A 17,945-nucleotide genomic window follows, 5' to 3' on the forward strand; every position below is an offset into this window, starting at 1 on the left:
CCTTCACCGGCCGAACCAAATCGGCCGCTTTCCGTTCCCATTCCGAAAACGCACAGGCGAACGACACGGCATATGCCTGGTCGTCGTCCGAGTGATTGCTGCGGAATGACTGCCCGGGGACCGACCGGAGTCGGCGCTCACGTCAGACAGCCCGGAGAACATTACGCACGGCGTTGTGGGGTGTCAACTTGCCGGCCGGGCGCGTACGCTGGCCTCATGACCACGCGTACGCGTTGCTCCCAGTGGCGGGCCGTCTAGAGGCGGCCCGGGACTCACGTACGCATCCGACGGCCGCCGCTGAGGCGGCCGTTTTCGTTGTCCCGGCCGGGTCTTGGCGGTGGTCCCCGAAACGAGCCGAGGGGCACAGCAAGCCATGACACGCATCCTGAGCGGCATCAAACCCACCGGGCATCTGACCCTGGGGAACTATCTCGGCGCGCTGCGGCGGTGGGCGGACGAGGACCAGCACCAGGCGGAAGCGCTGTTCTGCGTGGTGGATCTGCACGCGCTGACCGTCGAGCACGACCCGGCCCGGGTACGGCGGTTGAGCCGGCAGGCGGCCACGCTGATGCTGGCCGCCGGGCTGGATCCGACGCGGTGCACGGTGTTCGTGCAAAGCCATGTGGACGAGCACGCGCGGCTTTCGTATCTGCTGGAATGCGTCGCCGCGGACGGGGAGATGCGGCGGATGGTCCAGTACAAGGAGAAGTCGGCGCGGGCGCAGGCGGCCGGCCAGAGTGTGCGGCTGTCGCTGCTGACGTACCCGGTGCTGATGGCGGCCGACATCTTGGCCTACCAGGCGGACGAGGTGCCGGTCGGGGACGACCAGGCGCAGCACGTGGAGCTCACCCGGGATCTCGCGGAGCGGTTCAACCAGCGGTACGGGCGGACCTTTGTCGTACCCCGGGCGACGCATCCGCCGGTGGCCGCGCGGGTGATGGATCTGCAGGACCCGCTGGGCAAGATGGGCAAGTCGCACGAGGTGACGGCCGGGATCGTCTATCTGCTGGACGAGCCGGACGCGATCGCGCGGAAGGTCCGCCGGGCGGTGACGGACAGCGAGCCGGGCGTGGCGTACGACCGTGCGGCGCGGCCGGGGGTGGCGAACCTGCTGGAGATCTTGTCGTCCTGCACGGGTGAGTCGCCGGAGAAGCTGGCGGAGGCGTACGACGGGAGCGGCGCGCTGAAGGCGGCGGTCGCGGACGCGGTGGTGGAGCTGCTGCGACCGCTGCGGGCCAGGCACGCGGAGCTGAGCGCGGACCAGGGGTATGTGGACGGCGTGCTGCGGGACGGCGCGGCGCGGGCGCGGGCGGTCGCACGGCCGACCGTCGACGCGGCGTACGCGGCGATCGGGCTGCTGCCGCCGGCCTGAACGGCGGCGACGGGTCCGGGTCGCCCTTTTGGGGACGGCCCGGACCTTTTCCGCGGCTACTGCCCGGACGCCAGCTCGCGGCTGCGGTCGCGGGCGGCTTCCAGGGCGGCGAGCAGGGCGGCGCGTACGCCGTGCTTCTCCAGTTCGCGGATCGCGTTGATGGTGGTGCCGGCCGGGGAGGTGACGGCCTCGCGGAGTTTGACCGGGTGTTCGCCGCTGTCGCGCAGCATCACGGCGGCGCCGATCGCCGACTGGACGATGAGGTCGTGGGCCTGGGCGCGCGGGAGGCCGAGCAGGATGCCGGCGTCCGTCATGGCCTCGACGAGGTAGTAGAAGTACGCCGGCCCGGAGCCGGACAGCGCGGTGGCGGCGTCCTGGTGTTTCTCGGGCACCCGCAGGGTCTTGCCGACGGGCTGGAAGATCGCCTCGGTACGGGCGAGGTGCGGCTCGGTGGCGTGCTGCCCGGCGGAGATCACCGACATGCCTTCGTCCACCAGTACCGGGGTGTTCGGCATGACCCGGACGACCGCGATGCCGTCGGCGAGGCGTTCTTCGAAGAAGGCGGTGGGGATGCCGGCCGCGGCACTGATCACCAGGCGGTCGGGGGCCACGTGCGGGGACAGCTCGTCGAGCAGGGCGCCCATGTCCTGCGGTTTGACGGCCAGGATGAGGGTGTCGGCGGTCTTCGCCGCCTCGGCGTTGCCGACCGACTCGACGCCGTAGCGGCTGCGGAGTTCCTCGGCGCGTTCCGGCCGGCGGGCGGTGACGAGCAGGTCGGCGGGTGCCCAGCCGGCCCGGATCATCCCGGAGAGCAGTGCCTCACCGATCTTGCCGGTGCCGAGGACGGCGACCTTCTGGTGGAGCGCGGGGGTCGGCGCCGGGGCCGGGGCCGGGGTCGCGTGCTGGGTCGTCATGGGCGGCTCACCTCAAGCGGTCCTCGAACGGTACGGAGGGTGTCGCCGGCCATCCTTCCAGGGGCGGGCGGTGCGGTGGGGGACGCGTCCGCCAGCCGGTACGGGCCGGGCGGGCGGTACGCCGTGGCGCTGTCGTGGGGTTCCCCGGCGTCGTGCCGGTTTTTACGGATGCGGTGGCGGGCCGGGCTCGGGCAGAGTGGGCCGATGGACGCCGACACGCTTCCGCCCGCAGGTCCGGCACTGCTCGCGGCCCGGGCATCGGGCCGGCCGTTGCCCTCGGGCGCACTCGCCCCGTCGCACGAGCGGGCTCTGCGCCATGTCGAGGCGCTGTCGTCCGGGGAGCCGCTGGACACCGGGCTGCGGGTGACGCTGAACTTCCACCCGGACCGTACGGCCGGCGGCCGGACCGTGCTCAGCGGGCTGGCGGACGACGGCCGCTACCGCTCGCAGTTCGTCACGGGCACGAGCAATGGCGGGCTGACGGCTCACCCCGGTGGGGACCGGTGGCGTTGGGAGAGCAGGATGTTCGGCGGTGCGTACGACGAGGCGCCGGCCGATGAGCGGCCGGTGTACGGCGCGCTGGACTTCCGCCGCCAGCCGGTCGGGGCCGCCCCGCGCTTCGGCTCCGCCCATTTCCGGCTGGCCGCCGGGACCTTGGCGCGGGCCACCTTCTGCTATCCCGACAGCTGCCTGGAGCCGTTGGCCCGCGGCGTCGCGTCCCGGATGGCGCTGATCGCCCTGGCCGAGGCCGACGACCGGGACCCCCGGAGCGCCCGATACGCCCGTGACGCGCTGGACGGCTATGTCGAGGCGCAGGTGCACGGGCCGGTCCGGCTCGACCGCGATGTGGAAGCGCTGGTCCTGGACCCGAGTTATCGCGGCACGGCGGTCGAGTCCGCGGCCGGCCGGCTACCCTGCGCCGTCGAATGGCACACCGGATTCCGCCTCACCGTCGAGGAGTTGCGCCGCCACCCGGACTACCGCGGCCCGGAGTACGTCGAACTGGGCGCCGCGATCGCCGAGGACGGCCTGCTCGACCCGCGGATCATCGGGGCCGCTGCCGCCACCGGCCGCTACGACCCGCAGGGACTGAAGAAGGTCTGGCACTGCCTGGCGCGTTACGGCCGCCGGTAGCCGCCGGTAGCCGGCCTACCCAGGGGCGCACGACGCGGCGCGTCATCGCGTCCCGCGGCCGGCTACTCGTCGGGCTCCCAGGCCCAGAGCAGGTCGAGCAGGCGTCGGTCGCCGTCGACCTTCAGGGTGTCCACCGGACGACGGCCGTACAGGGCCAGCACCAGCTCGCCGGCCGTGCCCCGGAGGGAGGCACCGACCGCGTCGGAAGCCGCGCCGACGGCGGTGGGCGGCGTGCCGGGCGTGGCGAGACGGGTGATCCGTGCGCCGTCGGCGGAGAGCGAGACCTGCCAGGAACGGCCCTCGGTGGCATGCCCATCCACGGGCACATCGGCGGGCACATCGACGTGCACATCGACGGCAGCGGGCTCGTAGGGCCAGGCACTCGTTGTCGCGCAGACGGTGAGCAGGAACTCCTCGACCCCGTCGAGCGCCACCTCGTTCGGCAGCGGCTGCGGGGCGTCCAGGGTGATCTGGGCGTCGTAGGTGTGCATCGCGATCTCCTGGAGCTGATGCCGGGCGACGGCGCCGCAGGTCTGCGGTGACTGCGATCTGCCCCACCACGTCCAGCAGCCGCGATCCGGGCCGGACTCCCGCAGTGCGCTGAGCAGCTGCTCGGTGGACTGCGCCAACCAGGCCAGCAGGGCCGCGCGCTCCCGGGGCGCGGCCGGGGCGCCCGGCACGGTGGACTTGGCCGTGGCGGCGGGCCCCGCGGCGATGGTGGCGGCCCAGGAGCGGCGCCCGTCGCCGAGGTGCTGGACCAGGTCGAACAGCGTCCACTCGGGGCAGGTCGGCACCCGCACGTCGAGGCTGGGTGCGGCGGCGACCGCGGCCCGGAACGCGGCCGACCGTTCGTCGATGAGCCCCAACAGGGCGGGGAACTCCAGGGTTTCTTCCACGCCGCGTGTCTATCAGCGCGCTGTCGCCGCCCGACAGTGGTTTTCACCGCCGGCGCGGCAGCCGCCGTGACACAACCGTCAGGCCGTTCGGCGGCGGAGGGTGGCGGCGCCGAGGGCGAGGGCGAGCAGGGCGCAGCCGGCCACGACGGCGATGTCGCGGACGAAGTGGCCGGTGACGCCGGCGTGATCGACGACTTGGCTCATCGCGTCGGCGGCGTACGACATGGGCAGCGCGTCGGACAGGCCGGACAGGACGGGTTGCATGGCGCCGCGCGGTACCAGCAGGCCGCACAGCAGGATCTGCGGCAGCAGGACCGCGGGCATGAACTGCACGGCCTGGAACTCGCTGGACGCGAAGGCGCTGACGAACAGGCCGAGGGCCGTGCCGAGGAAGGCGGCGGCCAGCGCCCCGATCAGCAGCAGCCAGGGCGAGCCGGTGACGTCGAGGCCGAGGGCGAGCACGGACAGGCCGGTGGCGAGGGCGGCTTGGAGGACGGCGACCGCGCCGAAGGCCAGGGCGTAGCCGGCGAGCAGATCGGCCTTGGCGAGCGGCATGGACAGCAGGCGTTCCAGAGTGCCGGAGGTGCGTTCGCGCAAGGTGGCGATGGATGTGACCAGGAACATCGTGATCAGCGGGAAGATGCCGAGCAGCGAGGCGCCGGCCGAGTCGTAGACGTGGGGGCGGTCGTCGAAGACGTACTTGAGCAGGGTCAGCAGCACGCACGGCACGACGAGCATGAGGGCGATGGTCCGCGGGTCGTGGCGGAGCTGGCGCAGGACGCGGCGGGCGGTGGCGAGGGCGCGGGCCGGGTTCATGAGGGCGTCGCTTCCGTGACGGGGGCCGGGCGGTCGGGGCGGTCGGTTCGGTCGGTTCGGGCAGGGCGGTCGGTTCGGGCAGGGGGGTCGTTCGATGCTCGGTCGGCCGCGTCCACCAGGCGCAGGAACGCTTCCTCGACGGTGTCGGCGCCGGTACGGGTGCGCAGGCCGTCCGGGCTGTCCTGGGCGAGGAGACGGCCGTCGCGGAGCAGCAGCAGACGGTGGCAGCGCTCGGCCTCGTCCATGACGTGCGAGGAGACCAGCAAGGTGGCGCCGCGTTCGGCGGCGAGGCGGTGGAAGAGCTGCCACAGGTCACGGCGCAGCACCGGGTCGAGGCCGACGGTCGGCTCGTCCAGCACCAGCAGTTCGGGTTCGCCGAGCAGGGCGACGGCGAGGGAGACGCGGCCGCGCTGGCCGCCGGACAGGCCGGCCACGAGCGCGTCGGCGTGCGAGGTGAGATCGACGTCGGTGAGTGCCCGCTCGACCTGGGCGGCGCGGTCGCGGCGCGGTGTGCCGAGGACCGCGGCGAAGTAGTCGAGATTCTGCCGGGCGGTCAGGTCGGCGTAGACCGACGGGGCCTGGGTGACGTAGCCGAGGCGGGCGCGCAGTGCGCGGTGTCCGGCGGGCCGGCCCAGCACGGTGAGGGTGCCGGTGACATGGGCCTGCGAGCCGACGATCGCCCGTATCAGGGTGGATTTTCCGGAGCCGCTGGGACCGAGCAGGCCGGTGACGCGGCCGCGCGGGACGGCGAAGCCGAGGTCGTCCAGGACGGTACGGCCGCCGCGCACGACCCGGAGTGCGGCAGCCTCGACGGCCGGGTCCACCGTGTCCGGGTCCACCGTGTCCGGGTCGTCGGCGCCCGGATCGTCGGCGCCCGGACCTTCGGGGACGGTCTCTCCGGCAGTATTCATCATGTGATGAATACACACCTCGGCGCGGTGTCATGTCAAGGGCGGGAACCGGCTGTTGCGCCCGGGCCGGGCCGGGCGGCGGGCTCCCGGGCCGGGCGGCGGCGTGAGGGGCAGGTCAGGGTCATCCCCTATGGCGTTCATGGCGGGGGCGATGGACCGTTGGCGGTATGAGGCGTTCATCCCGTGACATCGCAGTATCGGGCGCGGAGCAGCGGCACTTGGCCGTGGCGTCGCTGACCTTGGGACCTTGGCGGCCTGCGGCCGTCGTCGGCGCGCTGGGCGGCGGTGTGTCGCTGGCGCTGCATCTGGTGCACGGGCACTTCGGGCTCGGCATCCTGAGCGGGGCGGTCTCGATCGCGGCGCTGCTCTTCTTCTGCGTGGGCGGGGCGGGGGCGGTGCTCGGCTATTCCGGGCACGGCACACGCCGCGATCACCGCATCCGGCGGTGGGCCCGTTCGCACCCCTGGCATGTGGCGGCGGTGCCGGCCGCGGCGATGTTCTTCAGCGACCTGGTGATCCGCCAACTGCTCACCAGCCAGGGCCTGTTCAGCACGATCTGGACCGGGCTGTGGCACGGCGCGGTGGTGGCCGCGGTGGTGGGCGTGGTCGGCTCGGTGTCGGCGGCGCGGCGGTAGGACCGAAGGCGGGCGCGGAGCGCCGCCGGACAGACGGGCCTGCCCGAAGGGGCCGAGCGAACGAGCCGAGGGAACGAGCCGGGCAAACGGGGGCCGACGAAGGGGCCCGGCAAACGGGCCGTGGCACATGCCGGGGCCGCCGTCCGGTCTCCGGACGGCGGCCCCGGTGTCGCGTTTCCCCGCGGGGCGTCCCACGTCAGACGCGGCGCCTGTTCCACAGCGGGGTGACGAAGGCGATCAGGACGGCGGCGACGCCGATCTGGAGAAGGTGCCGGATCCAGTCGATGCCGTTGGTGTCCGCGACGTTGAACGCGCTGGCCAGGCCGTTGCCGATGAGTCCGCCGACGATACCGATGAGGATCGTGGCCCACAGTGGAATGGGGTTGCGCCCCGGTACGACAAGCTTCGCCAGCAGACCGATGATCAGGCCTGCGATGATGGCCCACAGGATCGTCATGACGCCTCCATATCTCCCCATGTCCCCGGTCATCAGGAACCCTGACGTCCGTATGCCCCCTCCCGAACCCAGCATGCACACGACCATTGGGCAGAAGGTGTCGGGGAGTTGGGGAGGTGTCAGAGGAACGTGCCGGGGTCCGCCGCCGGATTGCCGGAGCGGGCGCTGCGGCGGCGGGCGTGCCGGGCGCGGGCCTCCTCGTACTCGGCGCGGTGGAGGCGTTCGCCGGGTGCTTCGACGAGGGAGCGGACGAAGTACGCGAGCAGGGCGCCGACGAAGCCGATCGCGACGAGGCTCGACACGGACCGCTCGGGCACCGGCGCGGGCTCGGGTTCGGGTTCGGCCCCGCGTTCGGCGGTGCCGGGCTCGCGGCGGGTGAGGCTCAGCCAGGTGCGACGGAAGGCGAGCGCGCTCGACAGGACGAAGCCGCCGAGGACCACCAGCGTCATGACGCTGCTGATGCCGGCCAGTCCCTCGATGCCGAAGCGCACCGCGAGGACGCCGGCCACCGCGGCCAGCAGCGAGCCGACGGTGGCGGCGGCGCGGCGCCAGAGGTAGCCGCCGTCGCGCCGTACCCAGGTGGTGCCGAAGAAGCGGATCGGTTCGGGCCGGGGCGCACCGGCCGGGATCTCCACGGCTGTTCTGCTCGGGCTCACATGGATGAGTATGTCCGAGATTATGACGATTGCCGGTTATTTCCGACGATTGCCACCCTATGCAAGGATCATGAATGGCCCGGCGAGTAGGCTGATCGCATGAGGCACGCCGCTCCGCACCCGGACACCGCACGGCTTGTATCCGCCCGCCCCGCAGGCGCGCGCAGCGCGGTGGGCCGATGACGACCACCCCGCGCGACCTCATGATCGTGGCCATGGACATGCCCTCGACGCGGCCGGTCGAGCGCGGTGATCTGTCGCTCGCGCTCGCCGGCGCCGAGCTGATCGACCTGCTGGGCGCGTCGGCGGTCCGGCTGGACGGCGACCTCGTCGCTGCGGACTCCCCGGCCCCGGCCCCGGTCGCCGGGCCCGGCGACCCCCTGCTGGAGCAGGCTTCGGCGTCGCTGGTCCGCGAGGAGCCGTACGAGTCGGTCAACGACTGGCTGTGGCGCCGGGGGCGCGGGCTGGCCGCCGCGTATCTGGCCGCCTTCGAGGCGGAGGGGAAGGTCACCGGCCGCCGCAGCCGCCGCTGGGTGGTGCTGTGGACCAGCGAGAACGTGCTGGTCGACTCCCCCGACCGTACGCGGGCGGGCAACCGGTGGGCCGCGGACGAGCCTGTCCTCGCCGCTCTCGCGGCGGTCATCGGCATCACCGAGCGCCGGCCCGGTGACTACCCCGGTGACTACGAGGACGTCGCCGACGGCGCGACGAAGACGGTGCTCGATGCCGTGACCGACGCGGTCGGCGAACTGGCGGGCGAACGGGAGCGCCGGGACCAGAAGCGGAACGACGCGGCCGTGACGAATTACCGCCGGGGCTACTGACGCCGGGCGCCCGGCCGGCCCCGCCGCGGCGGGGCCGGCCGGAAACGGTGCCTGCCTCCGCGAGAAGGTGAAAGCGCTGGTCAGCGCCGTCGAGGCCGAGTTTTCGGCCGGGCGGCCGACGGCGTCGCGCCCAGCGCCGTAGGTACAGTTGAAGGAGCGAGACTTCGCCGGGCGCCCGAGGAGCACGTCATGAACACTCCGTCATCCCCCACCGCGACAGTGACCCTCGACCCGCAGCTGGTCGGCCGGGCGGAGAACGCCCACGAGGCTGTCCTGGCCCGCGCGCTGGCCGGCACCGAACTCAACCGGAACCACTGGGTGGCGCTCAGCCTGACCGCGTCCGCCGGCGCCCCGCTCGCGGTCGACGAGCTGGCCGTCCGGACCGCCGACGCGCTGGAGGCCGACCAGGCGGCGGCGCGGGCGATCATCGCGGACCTGGTGGCCGTGGAACTGCTGGACGGCAGGGAGGCCGACGGGGAAGTCACCGTGTCCGAGGCCGGATGGTTGCTGGTCGGCCAGATCCGCGGCGCCACCGGTCGGATCGTGGCCCGCGCGTACAGTGCCGTCCCGGCGCGGGAGCTGGAGGTCGCCGGACGGGTCCTGGACACCATCACGTCGCGGCTGGACGAGGAGCTGGCGAGGGCGTAGCGGGCCGGCGGCCGGTCAGGCGCTGCCGCCCGCCGAGGTGATCGCCGCGCGGACCTGCTGGGCGAAGCCGGCCACCGTGAAGTCGGGGGTGACGCCCTCGAGGAAGACCAGGTCGTTGATCGAGTTGTTGACGCGGAGGTGGCGGATCCCCCGGTACTCGGGGGAGGTGTACCAGCTGCGGGCGGCGGTCATGCTCGGGAACGCGATGAGGACCGCCGAGCCGGGCCAGGCGCCCTCGACGACCTCCACCTCGCCTTGGGCCAGATACGTGCCGCCGTGCGCGGTGACCGTGTCCTCCACCTGTTCCAGGTAGGACAGGCCCTCCTCGTTGGGTACGCCGCCCGGGATGCGCAGGTGGTTGATCAGGTAGGCGGTCATGGTGCCCCTCTCCGCACTCGCGTGGGCCCGGCCCACGGTGTGGACCCGACTTTACGGACATATCCGGCCAGATACGGTAGCGGCCCGCCCGTGGGCAGGGCCGAACTCGCCACCCTTCATCACGGAACGCGACGAAGTGCACGCTGAGCGTTAGGCTGCGTCCGGCAACCACGCACCCGGGAGGCACCGCATGGAACTGAAACTCGAGGTCGTCGTCATCCCCGTCTCCGACGTGGAGCGCGCGAAGCGGTTCTACGTGGAAGGTCTGGGCTGCCGGATGGACGTCGACCACAGCTCCCAGACCTACGAGGGGGCGCTGGGTGTCACCTTTCCCGGCCGGCCGCACTACCGCCTCGTCCAGCTGACGCCGCCGGGATCGGCCTGCTCGCTGTGGATCGGTGAGGGGGTCACCGAGGCGGCGCCGGGCTCGTACCAGGGGATGCACCTGGTCGCGTACGACATCGAGGCCACCCGGGCCGAGCTCGCCGGGCGCGGGGTGGAGGTCGGCGAGTTCTTCCACTACGGCCCGCAGGGCAGGACAGCCGGTCTCGACCCGCAGCGGACCGACTACGCCAGCTACTTCGACCTCAGCGACCCGGACGGCAACGGCTGGATCGTCCAGGAGATCAAGCACCGCCTCCCCGGACGCTGACCCGCACCGGCCCGGGCGCCGAGGTGGCCGCGCCCTGCTGGGGCGTGCCCTTCCTGGTGGCGCTGGAGGCCGGTGCGGATGCCCCCGGGCATCAGGGCGTTGGCGGTGATGCCGTCGGCGGCCCAGCGCCGGGACGCCTCGACGCCGAACAGGTCCAGCGGCCCGCCGGGGAGCCCGCCGACCGGCCGGCCCCCCGCCCCGCGGACCGGCCCCCGGTCGGGTGGACCGGCCCCCGGTCGGGCGGAGCGCTACGCCACTCCCAGCCAGGTCTCCAGGCCGAAGCTGCCCTTGATCTCCGAGGCGATCGTCTCGTGGTTGACGAGGAAGCCCAGCTCGTAGACGGTCGTCTTCTCGCGGCCCTGGACCCGGACCCGGACCGGGCTCTCGCCGGGGTGGGCGGCGAGGATACGGCGCAGTTCGCTGATCGCCGGCGGGTTGACCTTGTGGGCGCGCATGAAGAGCTGGACCGGGGGTTTGCCGCCGAACTCTGCTGAGGAGATGTCGAGTTCGAGGAGTTCCTGGCCGGCGATGTTGATCGATCCGTCGCGGTCGTTGATCCGGCCGCTCACCGCGACCACGCTGTCCTCGATCAGCGCGTGCTGGACGAGCTGGTAGGAGGCGGGGAAGAAGCACACCTCGATCGAGGCGTCCCGGTCGGAGAGGTAGACGATCGCCCAGGCGTTGCCCTGCTTGGTCATCCGGCGCTCGACGCCGGTGATCAGTCCGGAGAGTTTGACCACGCCCTGGGTCTGGCCGGAGGCGATCAGGTCCGCGATGGAGGTGCTGCGGTTGCGGGCCAGGATGTGCTCGGCGCCGTCCAGCGGGTGCGCGGATACATACAGGCCGAGCATCTCCCGCTCGATGGTGAGCAGTTGCTTGCGCGGCCACTCGCTTTCCCCGATGGCGACGTCGAGGCCGAAGCTGGTCTCCGCGGCGCCGCCGCCGTCCAGCGAGCCGAACAGGTCGTCCTGGCCGTAGGCTTCGGCCTTCTTCACCGGGATGACCGCGTCGATCGCCACGTCGTGGGCGGCCGAGAGCCCCATCCGGGTGTGGCCGAGGGAGTCGAACGCCCCGGCCTTGATCAGGGACTCGACCGCGCGCTTGTTGAGGGCGTTGATCTCGGACTTCTGCAGGAAGTCGGAGAACGACGTGTACTTGCCCTTGGACTTGCGGGAGGCCACCAGCGAGTCGATGACACCGGTGCCCACGTTCCGCACCGATTTCAGCCCGAACCGCACGTCCTCGCCGACGGCGGTGAAGTCGGCCACCGACTCGTTGACATCCGGTGCCAGCACCCGGATGCCCATCTTGCGGGCGTCGGCGAGGTAGACGGCCGCCTTGTCCTTGTCGTCGTCGACCGAGGTGAGCAGCGCGGACATGTACTCGGCCGGGTAGTTGGCCTTGAGGTAGGCGGTCCAGTAGGACACCAGTCCGTAGCCGGCGGTGTGGGACTTGTTGAACGCGTAGCCGGAGAACGGCAGCATGACGTCCCACAGCGCCTTGATGGACTCCTCGGAGTAGCCGTTGCCGAGCATGCCGTCGTGGAACTTCTGCCACTGGGCCGCCAGTTCGGCCGGCTTCTTCTTGCCCATCGCGCGGCGCAGCACATCGGCGCCGCCGAGGGTGTAGCCGGCCAGCTGGCGGGCGATGGCCATGATCTGCTCTTGGTAGACGAGCAGGTGGAAGGTCGTGCCGAGGATCGGCTCCAGCGGGTCCTGCAGTTCGGGGTGGATCGGTTCGATCGCCTGCCGGCCGTTCTTGCGGTGCGCGTAGTTGGTGTGCGCGTTGGCGGCCATCGGTCCGGGGCGGTACAGCGCCAGCACGGCGGCGATGTCCTCGAACCGGGTGGGCTCCATCAGTTTGAGCAGCTGCCGCATGGGGCCGCCGTCGAGCTGGAAGACGCCCAGCGTGTCGCCGCGGGCCAGCAGTTCGTACGTCTTGACGTCGTCCAACGGCATGCTCTCGGTGGACAGTTCGATGCCGCGGTTGTCCTTGATGACCTTGATCGCGTGATCGATGATGCCGAGGTTGCGCAGCCCCAGGAAGTCCATCTTGATCATGCCCATGGATTCGCAACTGGGGTAGTCGAATCCGGTGATGATCACGCCGTCCTTGTCCCGCTTGTGCAGCGGGATCAAGTCGAGCAGGGGCGTCTTGGACAAGATGACCGCGCAGGCGTGCACGCCGGTGGTGCGGACCAGGCCCTCGATGCCCTTGGCGGTGTCGATGACCTTCTTGACGTCCGGCTCGTTGTCGTACATCTGCCGGACCTCGCCCGCCTCGCCGTAGCGCGGGTGGGCGGTGTCGAAGATGCCGTCGAGCGGGATGCCCTTGCCCATCACGTCCGGCGGCAGCGCCTTGGTGATCCGGTCGCCCATCGAGAAGGGGTAGCCGAGGACCCGGGAGGAGTCCTTGATGGCGGCCTTGGCCTTGATGGTGCCGAAGGTGTTGACCTGGGCGGTGTACGCCTCGCCGTACTTCTCGGTGACGTAGCGGACCATGCGGTCGCGCTGGCGGTCGTCGAAGTCGAGGTCGACATCGGGCGGGCTGATGCGCTCGGGGTTCAGGAACCGCTCGAACAGCAGGCCGTGCTCCAGCGGGTCCAGTTCGGTGATGCGGGTGGCGTACGCGACCAGGGACCCGGTCGCCGAGCCGCGGCCGGGGCCGACCGGCACGCCGTTGTCCCGGGCGTACTTGCAGATGTCGGCGACGACGAGGAAGTAGGAGGAGAAGCCCATCGGACCGATGACCTTCATCTCGATCTCGAACCGCTCCATCACCTCGTTCGGGATCGGCGTGCCGTAGCGCCGCTCCAGCCCGCGCATGCACTCCTTGCGCAGCCACGTCTCCTGCGTCTCGCCCTCGGGGACGTCGAACTGCGGCATCTGGTCGACTTCGGCGAAGACCTCGTCGTACGGCTGGATGCGCTCGGCGACCAGCAGCGTGTTGTCGCAGGCCGCGGGCAGCTCGGCGAACAGCTCACGCATCTCGGCGGCGGTCTTGATGTAGTAGCCGGTGCCGTTGAAGCGGAAGCGGTTCGGGTCGTCCTTGTTCTTGCCCACGCCGATGCACAGCAGGGTGTCGTGGGAGTCGGCTTCGCTCTCGTGCACGTAGTGCGAGTCGTTGGTGGCCAGCAGCGGGATGTCGAGCTGCTGGGCGATCCGCATCAGGCCGCTGCGGACGTTGCGCTCCAGGTCGAGCCCGTGGTCCATCAGCTCCAGGAAGTAGTTGTCCTTGCCGAAGATCTCCTGGTACTCGGCGGCCGCCTTCAGCGCCTCGTCGTCCTGGCCCAGCCGCAGCCGGGTCTGCACCTCGCCGGAGGGGCAGCCGGTGGTGGCGATGATGCCGCCGGCGTGCTCGGCGATCAGCTCCTTGTCCATCCGGGGCTTGCTGTAGTAGCCCTCGAAGGAGGCGAGCGAGGAGAGCCGGAAGAGGTTCCGCAGCCCGGTGGCGTTCTCGGCCCACATCGTCATGTGGGTGAAGCGGCCGCCGCCGCTGACGTCCTTGCCCTCGCCGTCGTCGGACACCGCGCGCTGGCCGCCGGGCCCCCAGAAGACCGGCTTCTTGTAGCGGCGCGACTCCGGCGCGAGGTAGGCCTCGATCCCGATGATCGGTTTGACCGGGCTCTTCTTCGCCACCTGGAAGAACTCGTACGCGCCGAACATGTTCCCGTGGTCGCTCATGGCGACCGCGGGCATGCCCTCCTCCTCGATCTTCTTGAAGAGGATGGGCAGTTTCTGGGCGCCGTCGAGGAGCGAGAACTGCGTGTGATTGTGCAGGTGGACGAAGCTGTCGGACACCGGGAGGCACCTCCGGGTTGGTCGCGCGGGAAGCCTCCAGCCTATCCCTCCCGGCCCCTCGGAAGGCGGGCCGGGCGGGAGTTGCGACCGTCGATCCGGGCCGTCGATCCGGGCCCTCGATCCGGCCCGACCGGACCGGACCGGGCGGACCGGACCGGGCGGCTCAGCGCTCCAGCTTGCCGACGTCCCGGACCGCGCCCTTGTCCGCGCTGGTGGCCATGGCCGCGTAGGCCCGCAGCGACGCGGAGACCTTGCGCTCGCGGTTCTTCGGCGCGTACACGCCATTCAGCGCGGCGCGGCGGGCGGCGAGGGTCTCGTCGGGGACCAGGAGTTCCATCGTGCGGTTCGGGATGTCGATCCGGATGCGGTCGCCGTCCTCGACCAGGGCGATGGTGCCGCCGGAGGCCGCCTCGGGGGAGGCGTGGCCGATGGACAGGCCCGAGGTGCCGCCGGAGAAGCGGCCGTCGGTGACCAGCGCGCAGGACTTGCCGAGGCCGCGGCCCTTCAGGAAGGACGTGGGGTAGAGCATCTCCTGCATGCCGGGGCCGCCGCGCGGGCCCTCGTAGCGGATGACGACGACATCGCCGGGGGTCACCTCCTTGCGGAGGATCTTGTCGACGGCCTCTTCCTGGGATTCGCAGACCACCGCCGGGCCCTCGAAGGTCCAGATCGACTCGTCCACGCCCGCGGTCTTGACCACCGCGCCGTCCACCGCCAGATTGCCGCGCAGCACGGCCAGGCCGCCGTCGGCGGAGTAGGCGTGGCCGACATCGCGGATGCAGCCGCCGGCCGCGTCGGTGTCGAGGCTCTCCCAGCGCTCGGACTGCGAGAAGGCCTCGGCGGAGCGGACGCAGCCCGGGGCGGCGTGGAAGAGCTCGACGGCCTCGTCGGACGGGGAGCCGCCGCGCACGTCCCAGGTCTCCAGCCAGTCCTTGACGGAGGCGGAGTGGACGGTGTGCACGTCCTCGTTGAGCAGGCCGCCGCGGTAGAGCTCGCCGAGGATCGCGGGGATGCCGCCGGCCCGGTGCACGTCCTCCATGTAGTACGTGCCGCCGGGCGCCACGTTCGGCGCGACCTTGGCCAGGCAGGGCACCCGGCGGGACACCTCGTCCATCTGGGTGAGGCCGTAGTCCAGTTCGGCCTCCTGGGCGGCGGCCAGCAGGTGCAGGATCGTGTTGGTGGAGCCGCCCATCGAGATGTCCAGGGCCATCGCGTTCTCGAACGCGGCCGTGGTGGCGATGGAGCGCGGCAGCACCCGGTCGTCGTCCTGTTCGTAGTAACGCTTGGTCAGCTCCACCACGGTGGCGCCGGCCCGCTGGTACAGGGCCTTGCGGGCGGTGTGGGTGGCGAGCACCGAGCCGTTGCCCGGCAGCGCCAGGCCGATCGCCTCGGTGAGGCAGTTCATCGAGTTGGCGGTGAACATGCCGGAACACGAGCCGCAGGTCGGGCAGGCGTTCTCCTCGATCCGGAGGATGTCCTCGTCGGACACGTTCTCGTTGACCGCGTCGGAGATCGCGTTGATCAGGTCCAGCTTGCGGACCGTGCCGTCGACCAGGGTCGCGCGCCCGGCCTCCATCGGCCCGCCGGACACGAAGACGGTCGGGATGTTCAGCCGCAGGGCCGCCATCAGCATGCCCGGGGTGATCTTGTCGCAGTTGGAGATGCAGATCAGCGCGTCGGCGCAGTGCGCCTCGACCATGTACTCGACGGAGTCCGCGATCAGGTCCCGGGACGGCAGCGAGTAGAGCATGCCGCCGTGGCCCATGGCGATGCCGTCGTCCACCGCGATGGTGTTGAACTCGCGGGGCACCGCGCCCGCCGCCAGGATCGCCTCGGACACGATCCGGCCGACCGGCTGGAGGTGGGTGTGCCCGGGGACGAACTCGGTGAAGCTGTTGGCGACCGCGACGATCGGCTTGCCGATGTCGGCGTTGGCGACGCCGGAGGCGCGCATGAGCGCGCGGGCACCTGCCATGTTTCGGCCGTGGGTGACCGTACGTGACCTCAGCTCGGGCACGGTGTCCACTCCTTGCGTTTTCACTCGCGAAATCGGCTCGCCGCCGGGGCTTGCTCGGTCCCCCGCCTGCCCCTCGGCGTGCTGACGAGGGTACGCCGGTCGCCCAGGATGCGGACCCGCGTTCCGCGATACGGGACGGGCTGTCCGGGTTCGTCCGGGGGAGGTACGGGTTGCGGCGGGCGGGCGGGGCTCAGGCGGGCGGGGGCGCGGGGTGCGGGCTGATGCCGGGCTCGGTCAGATAGCGCTGCAGGGTCGGCGCCACCAGCCGGACCAGCTGCTCGGGGTCCGCCGAGGCCAGCGGCTCGACTTTCACGACGTAGCGCAGCATCACGATCCCGACCAGCTGCGCCGCCGCCAGCTGCACCCGGAACTCGGGGTCCGGAACCAGCAGCTCGCCGGCCACCCGGGCCAGCACCGTACGGCTGATCAGGCCGCGGAAGACCACTGCGGCGGTCTCATTGGTCACCGCCGAGCGGACGATCGCCAGCAGCGGTTCGCGGCTGGCCGGGTTCTCCCAGATCCGCAGCATGAAGCGGGCGACCCGTTCCCCCATGCCGTCCACGTCGCCGGACACCGCGTCCGGGATCTCCATGGCCGGCGCGAAGGAGACCTCGATGGCGGCGGCGAAGACCTGCTCCTTGGTACCGAAGTAGTGGTGGACCAGGGCGGAGTCCACGCCCGCCGCCTTGCCGATCGAGCGGACCGAGGTCTTGTCGTAGCCGCGGGCCGAGAACTCTTCGCGGGCCGCGGCGAGAATACGGTCCTTGGTGGCGCCGCTCAGCGGGCCAGCCGGGCGGCCGCGGCGGCGCGGGGCACCGTCCTGGGCGCCGTCTTGGGCGCCGTCTTGGGCGCCTTCCGGTGCCGCGGCGGGTCTGCCGGGGGTCACCGGCTCACCCCCGCCGAGGCCGCCGCCAGGTGCAGCCGGGTGAAGGCCAGGGCCTCGGCCAAGTCCGTCTCGCGCTCGGCCGCCGACATCGCCCGCCGGGTGTTGACCTCGACCACGATGTGGCCGGTGAATCCGGAGCCGGCCAGCGAGCCGAGCAGCTCCGCGCAGGGCTGGGTGCCGCGCCCCGGCACCAGGTGCTCGTCCTTCGCCGAGCCGACGCCGTCCGCGAGGTGGACGTGCGCGAGCCGGTCGCCCATCCGCCGCACCATGGCCAGCGCCTCCACCCGCGAGGTGGCGGTGTGCGAGAGGTCCACCGTGAAGTGGCGGTAGTCGTCCCGGGAGACGTCCCAGTCCGGGGCGTAGGCGAGCATCTCCCGGTCCCGGTAGCGCCAGGGGTACATGTTCTCGACGGCGAACCGCACGTCGGTCTCGTCGGCCATCCGCCAGATGCCCTCGACGAAGTCCCGGGCGTAGCCGCGCTGCCAGCGGAAGGGCGGGTGCACCACGACGGTGGAGGCGCCGAGCAGGTCGGCGGCCTTCTTGGCCCGCTGCAGCTTGACCCACGGGTCGGTGGACCACACCCGCTGCGTGATCAGCAGGCAGGGCGCGTGCACGGCCAGGATCGGGATGCCGTGGTAGTCCGAGAGGCGCCGCAGCGCGTCCACGTCCTGGCTGACCGGGTCGGTCCACACCATCACCTCGACCCCGTCGTAGCCGAGCCGCGCGGCGATCTCGAAGGCGGTGGCGGTGGACTCCGGGTACACCGAGGCGGTGGACAGCGCGACCTTCACGTCCGGCACGCAGGCGTCGCGGCCGGCGTTTGCCGTGCCGCCACCACGCTGGGAGTCCCGTCGTCGAGCCACGCAACACAGCGTACGGCTGCGCCGGGCTCCGGGTCCCAGCGCGATCGCCCCTCGCGGGGCAGCTCTGCGGGCGGCGTGCCCGCGCC

The 17,945-nt window shown here is 71.7% G+C and carries 17 protein-coding genes and 1 pseudogene; 6 read left to right on the forward strand and 12 right to left on the reverse strand.

Annotated elements, in window-relative coordinates:
• Window positions 1-373 precede the first annotated feature (373 nt).
• On the forward strand, window positions 374-1,372 hold the full coding sequence (trpS, locus tag GA0115240_RS01010) for a tryptophan--tRNA ligase (RefSeq protein ID WP_093734739.1): 999 nt from the start codon (window positions 374-376) through the stop codon (window positions 1,370-1,372).
• Window positions 1,373-1,428: 56 nt separating this feature from the next.
• Here trpS and proC read toward each other — a convergent pair whose 3' ends face one another.
• Window positions 1,429-2,286, reverse strand: a complete 858-nt coding sequence (gene proC, locus GA0115240_RS01015) for a pyrroline-5-carboxylate reductase (RefSeq protein ID WP_093734740.1) — start codon at window positions 2,284-2,286, stop codon at window positions 1,429-1,431.
• A gap of 204 nt (window positions 2,287-2,490) precedes the next feature.
• Here proC and GA0115240_RS01020 point away from each other — a divergent pair, with 204 nt between their 5' ends.
• Window positions 2,491-3,420, forward strand: coding sequence for a DUF3626 domain-containing protein (locus GA0115240_RS01020; RefSeq protein WP_093734741.1), 930 nt, complete (start codon window positions 2,491-2,493; stop codon window positions 3,418-3,420).
• 62 nt (window positions 3,421-3,482) lie between these two features.
• On the opposite strand, the gene GA0115240_RS01025 is transcribed toward GA0115240_RS01020, so the two are convergent.
• The 3 genes from GA0115240_RS01025 to GA0115240_RS01035 all read right to left on the reverse strand — a co-directional run bounded on the left by GA0115240_RS01025 (window position 3,483) and on the right by GA0115240_RS01035 (window position 6,046).
• Window positions 3,483-4,316 (reverse strand): maleylpyruvate isomerase N-terminal domain-containing protein, encoded by an 834-nt coding sequence (locus GA0115240_RS01025; RefSeq protein WP_093734742.1) that lies wholly within the window; start codon window positions 4,314-4,316, stop codon window positions 3,483-3,485.
• A gap of 78 nt (window positions 4,317-4,394) precedes the next feature.
• Complete coding sequence (locus GA0115240_RS01030; RefSeq protein WP_093734743.1) at window positions 4,395-5,132, reverse strand: ABC transporter permease; 738 nt, start codon at window positions 5,130-5,132, stop codon at window positions 4,395-4,397.
• A complete protein-coding gene (locus GA0115240_RS01035; protein WP_237554506.1) occupies window positions 5,129-6,046 on the reverse strand; it encodes an ABC transporter ATP-binding protein in 918 nt (305 codons plus the stop codon). Before GA0115240_RS01035 ends, GA0115240_RS01030 begins: the two co-directional genes overlap by 4 nt.
• Before the next feature lie 164 nt (window positions 6,047-6,210).
• Here GA0115240_RS01035 and GA0115240_RS01040 point away from each other — a divergent pair, with 164 nt between their 5' ends.
• Window positions 6,211-6,678, forward strand: a complete 468-nt coding sequence (locus tag GA0115240_RS01040) for a hypothetical protein (RefSeq protein ID WP_141708673.1) — start codon at window positions 6,211-6,213, stop codon at window positions 6,676-6,678.
• 196 nt (window positions 6,679-6,874) lie between these two features.
• Here the strand turns inward: GA0115240_RS01040 and GA0115240_RS01045 are convergent, their stop codons facing one another.
• Both GA0115240_RS01045 and GA0115240_RS01050 read right to left on the reverse strand, forming a co-directional pair.
• On the reverse strand, window positions 6,875-7,135 hold the full coding sequence (locus tag GA0115240_RS01045) for a GlsB/YeaQ/YmgE family stress response membrane protein (protein ID WP_093734745.1): 261 nt from the start codon (window positions 7,133-7,135) through the stop codon (window positions 6,875-6,877).
• A 119-nt stretch (window positions 7,136-7,254) separates the two neighbouring features.
• The gene (locus GA0115240_RS01050; protein ID WP_176724955.1) at window positions 7,255-7,791 is read right to left on the reverse strand and encodes a hypothetical protein; all 537 of its coding nucleotides are present in this window, start codon (window positions 7,789-7,791) and stop codon (window positions 7,255-7,257) included.
• 179 nt (window positions 7,792-7,970) lie between these two features.
• Between GA0115240_RS01050 and GA0115240_RS01055 the strand changes: the two genes are divergently transcribed.
• Both GA0115240_RS01055 and GA0115240_RS01060 read left to right on the forward strand, forming a co-directional pair.
• Complete coding sequence (locus tag GA0115240_RS01055) at window positions 7,971-8,615, forward strand: GPP34 family phosphoprotein (RefSeq protein ID WP_093734747.1); 645 nt, start codon at window positions 7,971-7,973, stop codon at window positions 8,613-8,615.
• Window positions 8,616-8,804: 189 nt separating this feature from the next.
• Window positions 8,805-9,263: a hypothetical protein gene (locus GA0115240_RS01060; protein ID WP_093734748.1), complete on the forward strand. Its 459-nt coding sequence runs from the start codon at window positions 8,805-8,807 to the stop codon at window positions 9,261-9,263.
• A gap of 15 nt (window positions 9,264-9,278) precedes the next feature.
• Here GA0115240_RS01060 and GA0115240_RS01065 read toward each other — a convergent pair whose 3' ends face one another.
• Window positions 9,279-9,641: a DUF1330 domain-containing protein gene (locus GA0115240_RS01065; protein WP_093734749.1), complete on the reverse strand. Its 363-nt coding sequence runs from the start codon at window positions 9,639-9,641 to the stop codon at window positions 9,279-9,281.
• A 190-nt stretch (window positions 9,642-9,831) separates the two neighbouring features.
• Between GA0115240_RS01065 and GA0115240_RS01070 the strand changes: the two genes are divergently transcribed.
• Window positions 9,832-10,293, forward strand: a complete 462-nt coding sequence (locus tag GA0115240_RS01070) for a VOC family protein (RefSeq protein WP_093734750.1) — start codon at window positions 9,832-9,834, stop codon at window positions 10,291-10,293.
• Window positions 10,294-10,339: 46 nt separating this feature from the next.
• Here the strand turns inward: GA0115240_RS01070 and GA0115240_RS37780 are convergent.
• The 5 genes and pseudogenes from GA0115240_RS37780 to GA0115240_RS01090 form a co-directional block, all read right to left on the reverse strand.
• Window positions 10,340-10,445, reverse strand: a pseudogene (locus GA0115240_RS37780) (oxidoreductase); the annotation flags it as partial.
• A gap of 96 nt (window positions 10,446-10,541) precedes the next feature.
• On the reverse strand, window positions 10,542-14,093 hold the full coding sequence (dnaE, locus tag GA0115240_RS01075; RefSeq protein WP_093734751.1) for a DNA polymerase III subunit alpha: 3,552 nt from the start codon (window positions 14,091-14,093) through the stop codon (window positions 10,542-10,544).
• Between the two features lie 163 nt (window positions 14,094-14,256).
• On the reverse strand, window positions 14,257-16,110 hold the full coding sequence (gene ilvD / locus GA0115240_RS01080; RefSeq protein WP_093734755.1) for a dihydroxy-acid dehydratase: 1,854 nt from the start codon (window positions 16,108-16,110) through the stop codon (window positions 14,257-14,259).
• A 190-nt stretch (window positions 16,111-16,300) separates the two neighbouring features.
• Window positions 16,301-16,891: a TetR/AcrR family transcriptional regulator gene (locus GA0115240_RS01085; RefSeq protein ID WP_202450919.1), complete on the reverse strand. Its 591-nt coding sequence runs from the start codon at window positions 16,889-16,891 to the stop codon at window positions 16,301-16,303.
• Between the two features lie 101 nt (window positions 16,892-16,992).
• Window positions 16,993-17,796: a sugar phosphate isomerase/epimerase family protein gene (locus GA0115240_RS01090; RefSeq protein WP_093734753.1), complete on the reverse strand. Its 804-nt coding sequence runs from the start codon at window positions 17,794-17,796 to the stop codon at window positions 16,993-16,995.
• Window positions 17,797-17,945 lie beyond the last annotated feature (149 nt).

Source organism: Streptomyces sp. DvalAA-14, assembly GCF_900091855.1.
GTDB lineage: Bacteria > Actinomycetota > Actinomycetes > Streptomycetales > Streptomycetaceae > Actinacidiphila.